We start from the raw sequence: 12,113 nt of genomic DNA, 5'->3' as shown, positions 1-12,113 counted from the left end.
CCATGCGGGACGAGAAGAGAAGTGGTGGTCCAGAGGATTGGCCGCTCCGGGACCGTCCGCGCCGATGCGTGTCCGGTGCTCCCTGCCGAGCGACTAGTGAACACTACGCCCATCCCGGGCCACGGGCAAATCCTCTCCCTCCTCCGCTCCGTCGGCTCGCCACGCGTCTGCTCCGGGCGGTGCCGTCGCAGGAGTCGACTCCCGGATCCCAAGGGCCGCTTCAGGCCGTTTTACTTATATAAGTATCTCATTTTTCATTTGCGTAACTTGCGTTCCGAGATTACCTTGTCTAGGGCGGCAGCGAGGACCGGGCCAGCGCCCAACTCCCCTCCCCCGCAGGCGTTTCCCAGGAGTCAGCCCTGTCCGGCGGGCCCGAGTTCGACCCGATCGCCCACCTCGACGAGGTGCCGGACGACAGCGGCGAGACCCGGCCCCGGACCGTCGGAGCGCACCCGGACCCACACCCCTCATCCCCCCCTCACCAGAACGGCACCGCCATGCCCACCTCCCCATCGCGTCGCTTCGACCGCGTCGCAGTCGTCGGCGCCGGCCGGATCGGCTCCTCCTGGGCCGCGCTGTTCCTCGCCCACGGCCTGCACGTCACGGTCAGCGACCCGCGTCCGGACCTGGAGGAGTACGTCACCGCGCAGCTCGCCGTACTCGCCCCCGCGCTGGACGCGCTCGGCCGGCCCCTCGGGAACCTCGCCGGCCGGCTGGTCTTCGAGGCGGATCTGGAGCGGGCCGTCGCCGACGTCGAGGTGGTGCAGGAGAGCGTTCCGGACGAGCTGGCCCGCAAGCAGGACCTGTTCGTCCGGTTGGAGGCCGCGACCCGTCCGGAAACGCTGCTGCTCTCCTCCGCCTCGGTCCTGCGCGCCACCGACTTCTCCGCGCGGATGGCCGCGCCGGGCCGGGTGGCGATCGGCCATCCCTTCGACCCGCCGCACCTGATCCCGCTGGTCGAGGTCGTCCCCGGCGAACACACCGAGGCGCGGACCCTGGAAGACGCGGCGGCGTTCTACCGCCAGGTCGGCAAGCAGCCGCTGGTCCTGCGCCGCGAGATCCCGGGGTTCGTCGCCAACCGCCTCCAGTCGGCGCTCTTCCGTGAGGCCGTCCACCTGGTGAGTACGGGTGTCGTCAGCCTCCAGGACCTGGACACCGTGGTAACCAGCTCGATCGGGTTGCGCTGGGCGGCCGGCGGCCCGTTCCTGACTTTCAGCCTGGCCGGCGGCCCGGGCTGCCCCGGTGATCCCGGGGGTTTCGAGCGCTTCCTGCGGCAGCTGGGGCCGGCCGTGGAGCAGCTGTGGCAGTTGCTCGGCCGGCCGGCCTTCGACGAGGCCACGATCGCGACGCTGCTCGCTGAGGAGAAGGCGGCCCACGGCGGCCGCGCGTACGCCGAGCTGGGCGCGGACCGGGACCGGGGCCAACTCGCCGTCATGACCGCCCTGCGGCCCGCGGGCTGACACCCGGGGCAGGCCGTCCGACCGGCCTGCCTACCGGTCGATCTACCGGTCGATCTGCCGGCCGACTCGCAGACCGACCGGCGGACCGGCGGACCGGCGGGTCCCGGTGAGCGCGCTACGGCTGGTCCTGGCGGCTCTCCCAGGCCCGGACCGCCTCCTGCAACTGGGCGCCCAGCTCGTTGCTGCGGCCGTCGATCTGCTCGTGGCGGCCGATCACCAGGATCGCGGCGTCGGCCTGGCCGCCGCCGCCCAGCGGTACGGCGACGGCCGAGACCTCCGGGTCGCCGAGCGCATGGGTGTAGGCCATCCCGGTACGCCGGATGTGCTCGATCCGGTCGAGGAACTCCGTCGTCTGGCGCGGGTACCGCTCGCCCTCGGTGGCCAGGTGGGCCCGCAGGTCGCGTTCGTCGGCGTGGGCGAGGATCGCCCAGCCCGCCGCGGTGCAGAGCATGGGGCTGGCGCGGTACTCGGTGACGCGGTAGGCCAGCCGCTGGATGGACCACGGCCCGGCGTGGCTGGTGTAGACGACGCTGTCGCCGACCCGTACCGCCACCAGGACATCGGCCCCCGTGCGAGTGGCGAGCTCCTCCAGGTCCTCCTGGCGGACACCCGCCGCCGGGCGACGGCCGGCCGCCAGGTTGAGCACATAGGTGGCGGGGCCCAGCAGGAAGCGCTTGTCCTCCTCGGTGAGGTAGCCGACCGCTGTCAGGCCGTTGACCAGGCCCTGGATGGAGCTGACCGGGGCTTCCAGCCTGGTGGCCAGCTGACTGAGCGACAGGCCCATGGGCGCGCGGGCCACCGCGTCGAGCAGGGCCGCGACCCGGTCGACCGTGCGGTGGTGCGGGCGCCGTGGTGCGGGCGCCGCAGCCGGCGGGGGCGTGTCAGGGGTGTCGTCCAGTGCCATGGCCACAAGCTATCTCTACGTATTTGCGTAGTCAACTTTTCATTTACATAACTCTTCACCTCGGACGGTCGACCGACATGACCCCAATACGCCCACCGGCAGTCCGGCGGCGACGCCGGCTCATCGAACTGCTCGCCACCGTCTGCGTCGTCCTCATCCCCTGGACGCTCCACCTCGCCACCAGCCTGCCGCACCAGTACACGACCCGGCACTGGAACGCCCTCTGGGCGGGCTTCGACACCATGCTGCTCGCCGCACTGGCCGCCACCACGGCGGCCGGCCTCAAGCGCCGGCACATCACGATCCCGCTGATGGTGGTCAGCTCCACCCTCCTGGTCTGCGACGCCTGGTTCGACATCATGACCAGCTGGGACACCGCCGACTTCCCCGCCGCCCTCGCCTCGGCACTCCTCCTCGAACTGCCGCTGGCCGCCTTCCTGCTCCGCAGTGCGCGGCACCTGCTCCTCGCCTCGATCCACGCCGCGGCGCACCGCGGCTGGAAGCCGGCCCGCGACGTCGCCCTGCACCGCCTGCCGCTCGCGCCGACCCATCAACCCTAGATGCCTTCTTACTTATATACGTAGCTAGTTTTTTATTTGCGTAACCTCAAGTTCGTGTCCTACGGTTGGGGAGCCCTCGCAAGAGGACGCCCGGAAGGCCCGGAAGGCGCCTTCGCCCAGCGGTGAACACTGCCCGCCCCCGACTCCGCCCTGTTGAGAAGGACTCCGTCATGCCCGCGAACGGCCAGACCCGCACCCCCGTCTCCACCGGCAGCAGCGCCCGCGGCCACGCCGGCCTCGGCCCCGGCGCCCGGGCGGCCACCGGCACGGTCGGCGGGCCGGGCGGCGGCACGGCAGTCGGCACAGCGGTCGGCGCAGCCCGTCCGGGCCCGGACGTGTTCGCGGCGGCGCCCTGCCGGTCGGCCGACCCCGAGCTGTTCTTCCCGGCCGGCGAGTCCCCGGCGGCCGCCGCGCAGGTGGCCACGGCCAAGCGGCTCTGTGCCGGCTGCCCGCTGCGGGACGCCTGCCTGCGCGAGGCGCTGCGGGTCGGCGCGACCGAGGGGATCTGGGGCGGGTTGACCGCAGCCGAGCGCCGCTTCCTGCACCTGCTGGCCAAGGTGCCCCCGACAGCCCGTCAGGAGCTCGTCGAGCGGCTGGAGGCCGGACGCCCCACCGTCGTGCCGAAGCAGGACCGGCCCGCTGCGGTCGTCTCGCTGCGCCAGCGCGGCTGGAGCGAGGTCCGGATCGCCGACGTACTCGGGGTCAGCGCGCACACGGTGGCCCGGATCGACCGGTCCGCCCAGCTGGCCGGCGCGGCCCTGGGCGTCGTCGTCGCGGCCGCGCCCCCGGCCGTACGGTCCGCCCGGCCCACGGCCGCAGAGCCCGCCGGGAACGCCATGACCCCTGCGGTGTGGGCGACGTGGGCGGCCTGAGCCGGCTCACCTACCGCGCGCACCCTGCAGCCATACCCGCACCACCGGCACCACCCGCGAGGCCCGTACCCGCGAAGCCCGCACCGTCCCCGAGAGAAGACAGACCCATGGCCACCCTGCTCTACCGTCTGGGGCGCACCGCCTACCGGCGCCGGCGCCTCGTCCTCGGCATCTGGCTCGCCCTGCTGGCCGCACTGGTCGCGTGCGGCGCGGCGTTCGGCGGCGCCGGCCGGCTCGACAACCAGTTCACCATCCCCGGTTCGGAGTCCCAGCGGGCGCTGGACGCGATGAAGCACGACTTCCCGGCCGCCTCCGGTACGAGTGCGCAGCTGGTCTTCACCGCGCCGGCCGGGCAGCGGGTCACCGACGCCCGCTACGCCGCGATTCTCCGGCAGACCGACGCCGCGGCGCGCACCGCTCCCCAGGTCGCGGCGGTGATCCCGCCCGCCGCCTCCGGCGCGGCCTCGAAGGACGGGTCCACCGCGATCACCCAGGTGCAGTACAGCGTCGGCAAGACCGAGTTGAAGGTGGATTCGCTGGACCGGCTCAAGGACACCACGCGCCAGGCCGAGGCGGCCGGGCTGGACGTCCGGGTCGGCGGGGCGGCCTTCGAGGGCAAGGGTGCCAAGCCGGGGGCCGAGGACGTGATCGGCCTGCTGGTCGCCCTGGTCGTACTGGCCGTCACCTTCGGCTCCCTGCTGAGCGCCGGGATGCCGCTGCTGACCGCCTTCCTCGGTATCGGCGTCGGGGTCGGCGGGGTGCTGGCGCTCACCGGGGTCGCCACCGTCTCGCAGACCGCGATCACGTTGGCGCTGATGATCGGCCTGGCGGTCGGCATCGACTACGCCCTGTTCATCCTCAGCCGGCACCGCTCCCAGCTGGCCGAGGGCACCGACCCCGAGGAGTCGGCCGCGCTGGCCACCGGGACCGCCGGCGGCGCGGTGGTGTTCGCCGGTCTCACCGTGATCATCGCGCTGGCGGGCCTGTCCATCGTCGGCATCCCCTTCCTCACCGTGATGGGCCTGGCGGCGGCCGGCGCCGTGCTGGTCGCGGTCGCGGTGGCGACCACCCTGCTGCCGGCCGTGCTCGGCTTCGCCGGTGAGCGGCTCCGTCCGGCCCCGGGTTCCCGTGCCGCCCACCGCGCCACCACCGCGAACGCCGCCGTCGACGCGGCCGAGGCCGCCAACGCCGGTGAGCGCTGGGCCCGGATCGTCACCCGCCGACCGCTGCTGACCGTGCTCGCCGTGGTGGCCGTGCTCGGCTGCCTCGCCCTCCCGGCCGCCGGCCTGCGGCTCGCCCTGCCCGACAACGGCTCCGCCCCGGCCGGCACCTCGCAGCGGGCGGCGTACGACCGGATCACCCAGGCCTTCGGCAGCGGCTTCAACGGACCGCTGCTGATCCTCACCGACACCTCGGGCAGCGCGGACGCCCAGCAGGCCACCGAGCGGATCGCCCGTACGGTCCGCGCTCTGCCGGACGTGGCCGCCGTAGCCAAGCCCGTCGCCGACCCGGCCTCCCATGCCTCGCTGATCCAGGTGATACCCGCGAGCGGCCCCTCCGACCAGGCCACCAAGGACCTGGTCCACGCCATCAGGGGCAGCGCCGCCGCCGTCCGTGCCGACACCGGCGCGACGATCGAGGTCACCGGCAACACCGCCGTCCAGGTCGACGTCTCGGCGAAGCTCGGCTCCGCGCTGCTGCCGTTCACCGCCGTGGTGGTCGGGCTGGCCCTGGTACTCCTGCTGCTGGTGTTCCGCTCGCTGGTCGTCCCGGTGAAGGCGACCGCCGGGTTCCTGCTCTCCGTCGCGGCGACCTTCGGCGCCGTGGTGGCGGTCTTCCAGTGGGGCTGGTTCGGCGGCCTGATCGGTGTCGACCGGACCGGGCCGGTGGCCAGCTTCCTGCCGGTGATCCTGATCGCGGTGCTGTTCGGGCTGGCGATGGACTACGAGGTCTTCCTGGTCTCCCGGATGCGCGAGGAGTACGTCCGGACCGGGCAGCCGCTGCGCTCGGTGCACGCCGGGGCCCGGCACGCCTCACGGGTCGTCACCGCCGCCGCGCTGATCATGTTCTCGGTCTTCGCCGCCTTCATCAACACCGACGACAGCATCCTGCGGCAGATCGCCTTCTCGCTCGCGCTCGGTGTGCTGCTGGACGCCTTCCTGGTCCGGATGACCCTGGTGCCGGCCGTTCTCGCCCTCGCCGGACGGGCCGCCTGGTGGTTGCCGGCCTGGCTCTCCCGGTTGCTGCCCGACCTCGACATCGAGGGCGAGCGCCTCCACCGGGACACCCGCGCACCCGCCCCGCAGCCCAGGCAGGAGCCCAGCCCGGAGGCCGTGGCGGCCCACCCCGCCTGACCCGACGTCACCCCGCCCCGAGACGTGACCCCACCCGGAACCGGAAGGCGCACGATGAAACCCGCCGAAGCGATGAACCACCGACAGATCATGCAGGCGTTGTCCGGGCTGCTGCTCGGGATCTTCATGGCGGCGCTGTCCTCCACGATCGTCACCAACGCCCTCCCGAAGATCCTGACGGACCTGCACGGCGGGGAGTCGGCCTACACCTGGGTGATCGCCGGCACGCTGCTGGCGAGCTGCGCCTCCACCCCGCTCTGGGGGAAGCTCTCGGACCTGGTGAGCAAGAAGCTGCTGGTCCAGATCTCGCTGGTGATCTACCTGCTCGGCTCGATGCTGGCCGGGCTGTCGCAGAACCCGGGCGAGCTGATCGCCTGCCGGGTGCTCCAGGGCCTCGGCTCCGGCGGCATCACCGCACTCGGCCAGGTGTGCATGGCCAGCCTGACCGGCCCGCGCGAACGCGGCCGCTACAGCGGCTACTTCGGCATGGCCTTCGCGCTGGCCACGATCGGCGGGCCGCTCATCGGCGGCACCATCGTGGACACCTCCTGGCTCGGCTGGCGCTGGTGCTTCTACGTCAGCGTCCCGTTCACCCTGCTCGCCGTCGTCCTGCTGCAGAAGACCCTCCACCTGCCGGTGCACCGGCGCGAGGCGAAGATCGACTACCTCGGCGCGGCCCTGATCGCCTCCTCGGCCACGGTCCTCCTGGTCTGGATCACGCTGGCCGGGGACCAGTACGCCTGGCTGTCCTGGCAGACCGCCGCGATGGTCGGTGGCAGCGTGCTGCTCGGCCTGCTCGCCGTGCTCACCGAGAGCCGGGCGAGCGAGCCGATCATCCCGCTCTCACTGTTCGGCTACCGCACGGTGACGCTGTCGGTGCTGGCCGGCCTGCTGATCGGCGCGGCCATGTACGCCGCGACCACCTTCCTGAGCCAGTACTTCCAGCTCGGGCGGGGCAGCTCACCGATCACGGCCGGGGTCGAGACCATGCCGATGGTGCTGGGCCTGGCCGTGGCCTCGATGGTGGTCGGCAGGCTGATCACCCGGCACGGCCGCTGGAAGGTCTACCTGCTGATCGGCGGCACGCTGCTCACGGCCGGCTTCGCGCTGCTCGGGACGGTGCGCTCGGACACCTCGTACGGGCTGACCGCCTGCTACATGCTGATGGTCGGGACCGGTATCGGGATGACCATGCAGAACCTGGTCCTGGTGATCCAGAACACCGCACCCGCCGCCGTCCTGGGCGCCGCCAGCTCGACGGCCAACTTCGCCCGTTCGATGGGCGGCGCGCTCGGGGTGTCCGCCCTCGGCGCCGTGCTCGGTCACCGGACCAACCACTACGCCGCGCAGAACCTCGCCGCCGCCCACCTCCCCGCCGCAGCCGCGCGCGGCAACGGCTCGGGCATCCCCGACCTCGCGGCCCTCCCCGCCCGGGTCCGGCCACTGATCGAGAACGCCTTCGGGCACAGCCTCGGCGACGTCTTCCTGCTCACCGCGCCGATCGCGTTCGTCGCACTGATCGCCATGCTCCTCGTCGAGGAGACCCCGCCTCCCGCGCCGAGCTCCCCGGCCGGGCCGGCCGGGGAGGGCCGGGACACCACCGGTCCGGACAGCACTTGCCTGGAAAACGCCGGCCTGGACGCTGTCGAGTCGGCCGACGTCCCGGCCGGTGTCCCGGGCGCCGTCCCGGGCGCCGTCCGCTGAGCGGCACGGCTGAACGGCACGGCCGAACGGGATGACGCCGGCTCGCGGACCGGCGGGGGCCGGTCGATGCTCGGACCATGTCACATCACCTCAGCGGGCCGAACCTGCGCTCCCCCAGGGACGACGCCCGGCTCGACCTCACCGACCTGTTCGCCTTCACCGTGCCCGGCGACCGCACTGTGCTGATCATGAACGTCCATCCGGTCGCCCCGTCCGAGGGCGCCGCGTTCCATCCGGACGCCGTCTACCGGGTGAACATCGACACCGACGGCGACGACCGGGCCGACACAGCCTTCAGCTTCGTCTTCTCCCCGCCGGACGGCGGTCGGCAGCAGGCCACCGTCCACCGGGCCGACGGCGACCGGGCCCGCGACCACCGGGCCGGCGGCGAGCAACTCCTCGCCGGTGCCCCGGTGACCCGGGGCGGTGAGGACCCGGTGGTGACCGCCACCGGGTCCTACCGGTTCTTCGCCGGGCTGCGCAGCGACCCGTTCTTCGCCGATCTGGACGGCATCGTCCAGCAGTTCCAGTGGACCGGCGTGGACTGGGGGGCGGACAAGAACGTCCTGGGCATCGTGCTGGAGCTGCCGAGCGCCGACCTGGGCGCGGGTGGCCCGATCGGTGTCTGGGCCCGGGTCAGCCTGCTCCAGGACGGCGAACCCGTCTCGGTCGACCGTGGCGCGCATCCGTCGCTGACCGCGTACTTCAACGCGGAGGAGGTCAAGGACGCCTACAACGCGGGCGAACCCGCCGACGACCGAGCCGGCTACCTCGCCCCCTGGACGGCGGTCCTCCAGCACACCGGCGGCTACGACGCCCAGGCCGCCGAACAGGCCCTGAGCACCGTACTTCCCGACATCCTGCGCTACGACCGCACCGAGCCCGCCGCCTACCCGAACGGCCGGTCCCTCACCGACGACGTCACCTCCGCCCGGCTCGCCATGGTCAGCGGCGGGAAGATCACCAGCGACCACATCGGCCCGCACACCGACTTCCTCCCGGGCTTCCCCTACCTCGGCACCCCGCACTGACGGGCCCACACCACCACCTCACAGGTCATCGCCCCACACCCGTCACCGCTCGCGCGGGTCCGCTGTCACGCCCGACAGCGGACCGGCGCGGACAGCGGCTCGACGCCGACAGGGGCACGGCCTCGGCACCCCGGAAGCGCACAGCGAAGGGGGACATCCGAGGGGCCCATCGGGGGGCCGCAGCAGGAGGGCCGGGATCAAGGATCCGCCAAAAGAAGCAGAGCGGGGCCCGGCGCGGTCTACGATGGCAAAGGTTTAGTAAGGCACCTCGTTCGGTGAGGCGTCTTCACGGACACAGGCCACTGACCCCACGACGTCGAGAGACGCCCAGGTTCAGGACAGATCTTCCCGACCTAAGGGTTGATCCCAAGTGGCTTCCCACCAGCTGCCGGTCGCCCGGCGCGGGATCACGCCGTGAAGTGCCAAAGCTCTGACGAGTTGGGGTGAGCCGGCCGTCCGGGCCGGTCCGCTCCTTGCCGTGTCGATACGACGCACCGCGCGTGCGTCCCGGCCGGAAGGAGGCGAGTGCAATGGATTCGAGTAGCAGCAGCGGTAGTGGTCCGGGCCGAAGTCGGCCCCGCACCCGCCTGCCCGCGCCGTTCCCCGGCGTGCGGTAACCGCCGCCCTCCCCCGGCCGATTCGCGGCCGGCTCTCCGGCACCGTACAGCCGTCGGGCCGTCCCGAGCCGTCCGGTGAGTCGCCTGACGCGCGAACCGACGTGCGTACTGACGCACCGTCGGCCGGTGGGCAGTGCGGCGGGCCGGTCCGGAACACCCGGGCCGTCCGACGTCCCGCCTCGACGAGGAGGTGCCCTCGTGCACAGCCTGACCACACTCGACTTTCTCATCCGCCTGGCCACCGGCGTCGGTTGCGGCGCCCTGATCGGCGTCGAACGCCAGTGGCGGGCCCGGATGGCCGGCCTGCGCACCAACGCTCTGGTCGCAACCGGCGCCACGCTGTTCGTCCTCTACAGCGAAGCCGTCTCCGACACCGGCAGCCCGACCCGGGTCGCCTCCTACGTGGTCTCCGGCATCGGCTTCCTCGGCGGCGGTGTCATCCTGCGCGACGGCGCGGGTGTCCGGGGGCTCAACACCGCTGCCACACTCTGGTGTTCGGCCGCCGTCGGTGTCCTGGCGGCTTCCGGAAAACTCACGCTCGCGCTGCTCGGGACGCTGGCGGTGCTGGCCGTGCACCTCGTCCTGCGTCCGGCCGGACGGCTGCTCGACGGCGCGCCCGCCGCCGGAACCGACCCCGACGCGAGCGTCCGGGCGACCGTGCACCTGGAGTGCGAGCGCCGCTCGGAGACCCACATCCGCGCCCTGCTGCTGCAAGCCCTGACCGCCTCCGGCCTGGCCCCCACCGGCCTGCGCGCCCGCCGCGAAGGGGGCGACCTCACCAGCCTTCGCGCCACCGTGGCGATCAGCGGCGACGTCGCACACGCCCTGGAGCAGGTCGTCTCCCGTCTCTCGCTGGACCCCGGAGTGAGCGACCTGCACTGGCACCTGGAGGAGGACCCGACCCGGACGGAACGCGAGGCCCTGGCCTGACGGCCGGCCCGCACGTCCTCCGCGGGGCAACCGGTAACTCCGCAGCCCGGTCCGCCACCGGCGGGGCCCTCCATTTGCCGGTCGGTCTAAGCTCGGTGCCAACGCGTGCGGCAGAGAGGTGAGTTCGTGAGCGAGGACCGCGACGGCATGGTGGTCTACTGGCGGCCCGGCTGCCCGTACTGCATGAGGCTACGGCTACAGCTGCGCTTCACACGGCTGCGGTACAGCTTGGTCAACATCTGGAAGGACCCCGATGCGGCGGCGTTCGTCCGCTCGGTCGCGGACGGGAACGAGACGGTGCCGACGGTTACCGTGGCGGGACGGGCGATGGTCAACCCGTCGAGGCATCAGGTGCTCGCAGCGGTGGCGGAGTACGCCCCCGGCCTGCGCCGCGACTAGTGGTCCGACCGCGAGAGCTCGCCGGGCGGACAGACCGCGGCGGGAGCCGCTCCAGCGGACGCGCTTCTCGCGACAGAAGCGGCGTGTCCTCCGGCGCTACTGACCTCGGCGCGTCAGGGTGAACCGTCCTGAAGACCCTCATGGGCGTGGTGGCTGAACCTCATGGTGCATGAGGTATGCGGATGGGGGCAGCGATCTGCTCTTCGGGCCGAAAGCGCATCAGACACCTGGGGCAGTAGAACACCTTCGCTGGTGGCACCCACCTCGCCCGTCGCACCGCCCGCACGGCGCGGACCCCGACCAGCACGGCCCCCGCGAGCAGCAGTGCGCCCACCACGAGCCGTGTCTGGGTCAGCATGGCTGCGCCCCAGACCGCGAGGGTGGCGGAGGCGAACATCCGGACCCCGCCAGCCGGGTGGACCAAGGATCTGCGGCGCTCCTCGAAGACCCCCAGTTGGGTGGTGTCCTCGCACTGCGGGCAGGCAGGTTCCCGGAGTTCCATACGCACACGGTAGTCGAGCAGCTCTCGTGTCAGATAGTGCGGTTCCAGGCCTCGCTACCCAGAAGGAGGTTCACACTGATGCGCCGACGTCAGTAGCGTGGCTCCATGACGCAGCGAGTGAGCACGGTGGTGCTGATGTGCGGTCTTCCGGGAGCGGGCAAGACCACCTACGCGATGGAACTGGTGCGACGAGGCTTTGTCCGGCTCTCGATTGACGAGGTCGTCTGGCAACGGCTCGGGCAGCGTGACGCCGGCCTGGTCCTGGAGGTGGAGGCGTTCGACCAGCTCAAGGAGGAGGTTCGCCGTGTCCAGCGGCAGGAACTGATCGGGCTGATGCTGGCTGGGCGCGACGTGGTGGTGGACTACAGCTTCTGGAGTCGCGCCGCCCGCGAGGATTACAAGGCACTGGTCGAGAGTCACGGCTGCCGTTGGAATCTGGTCCACCTCAAGGCCGACCGGACGACGCTGGAGCGTCGCCTGGCGGCACGGAACGGCGAGGCGGGCGCCAACTCCGTCACCGTGGACGAGAAACTGTTCGCCCGTTACCTGGCCAACTTCGAAGAACCGAACGGAGAGGGCGAGCAGGTCCTCGTGCAGTCTCGGACTTGATGCCCTGAAGCCACGCGGCAGGGACGGCCTCCCGCCCGTGCCAACGAAGGTTCGGGGGTTCCGGAAACTGTCCTGGATATGCAAATGACCCCCCATCCGTTCCCGGATGAGGGGTCATTTGTGAAAGATTGTTCGGCGGCGTCCTACTCTCCCACAGGGTCCCCCCTGCAG

The 12,113-nt window shown here is 72.0% G+C and carries 10 protein-coding genes and 1 riboswitch; of the genes, 9 read left to right on the top strand and 1 reads right to left on the bottom strand.

What is annotated here, in order from left to right; genetic code table 11:
• Positions 1-497: 497 nt before the first annotated feature.
• Positions 498-1,460, top strand: coding sequence for a 3-hydroxyacyl-CoA dehydrogenase NAD-binding domain-containing protein (locus ABD330_RS31425; RefSeq protein WP_344469716.1), 963 nt, complete (start codon positions 498-500; stop codon positions 1,458-1,460).
• 115 nt (positions 1,461-1,575) lie between these two features.
• On the opposite strand, the gene ABD330_RS31420 is transcribed toward ABD330_RS31425, so the two are convergent.
• Positions 1,576-2,364 (bottom strand): IclR family transcriptional regulator, encoded by a 789-nt coding sequence (locus tag ABD330_RS31420; protein ID WP_344469715.1) that lies wholly within the window; start codon positions 2,362-2,364, stop codon positions 1,576-1,578.
• Positions 2,365-2,441: 77 nt separating this feature from the next.
• Here ABD330_RS31420 and ABD330_RS31415 point away from each other — a divergent pair, with 77 nt between their 5' ends.
• From ABD330_RS31415 to ABD330_RS31380, 8 genes are all read left to right on the top strand, one after another.
• The gene (locus ABD330_RS31415) at positions 2,442-2,924 is read left to right on the top strand and encodes a hypothetical protein (RefSeq protein WP_344469714.1); all 483 of its coding nucleotides are present in this window, start codon (positions 2,442-2,444) and stop codon (positions 2,922-2,924) included.
• Positions 2,925-3,094: 170 nt separating this feature from the next.
• Complete coding sequence (locus ABD330_RS31410; RefSeq protein ID WP_344469713.1) at positions 3,095-3,796, top strand: WhiB family transcriptional regulator; 702 nt, start codon at positions 3,095-3,097, stop codon at positions 3,794-3,796.
• Positions 3,797-3,903: 107 nt separating this feature from the next.
• A complete protein-coding gene (locus ABD330_RS31405) occupies positions 3,904-6,150 on the top strand; it encodes an MMPL family transporter (protein ID WP_344469712.1) in 2,247 nt (748 codons plus the stop codon).
• A 54-nt stretch (positions 6,151-6,204) separates the two neighbouring features.
• Complete coding sequence (locus ABD330_RS31400) at positions 6,205-7,854, top strand: MDR family MFS transporter (RefSeq protein WP_344469711.1); 1,650 nt, start codon at positions 6,205-6,207, stop codon at positions 7,852-7,854.
• 77 nt (positions 7,855-7,931) lie between these two features.
• Positions 7,932-8,885 carry a DUF4331 family protein gene (locus tag ABD330_RS31395; RefSeq protein ID WP_344469710.1) on the top strand — a complete coding sequence of 318 codons (954 nt, stop codon included), beginning with the start codon at positions 7,932-7,934 and terminating at the stop codon, positions 8,883-8,885.
• 260 nt (positions 8,886-9,145) lie between these two features.
• Positions 9,146-9,335: riboswitch (M-box (ykoK) riboswitch) on the top strand.
• A 365-nt stretch (positions 9,336-9,700) separates the two neighbouring features.
• On the top strand, positions 9,701-10,432 hold the full coding sequence (locus ABD330_RS31390) for an MgtC/SapB family protein (RefSeq protein WP_344469709.1): 732 nt from the start codon (positions 9,701-9,703) through the stop codon (positions 10,430-10,432).
• Positions 10,433-10,558: 126 nt separating this feature from the next.
• Positions 10,559-10,831, top strand: coding sequence for a mycoredoxin (locus tag ABD330_RS31385; RefSeq protein WP_344469708.1), 273 nt, complete (start codon positions 10,559-10,561; stop codon positions 10,829-10,831).
• Between the two features lie 607 nt (positions 10,832-11,438).
• Positions 11,439-11,942, top strand: coding sequence for a P-loop nucleotide/nucleoside kinase family protein (locus tag ABD330_RS31380; protein ID WP_344469707.1), 504 nt, complete (start codon positions 11,439-11,441; stop codon positions 11,940-11,942).
• Positions 11,943-12,113 lie beyond the last annotated feature (171 nt).

The organism is Kitasatospora kazusensis (genome assembly GCF_039529945.1).
In the GTDB taxonomy this organism is placed as follows: domain Bacteria; phylum Actinomycetota; class Actinomycetes; order Streptomycetales; family Streptomycetaceae; genus Kitasatospora; species Kitasatospora kazusensis.
Note: the sequence above shows the minus strand (reverse complement) of the source record. Positions and strands in the feature narration are given on the sequence as shown.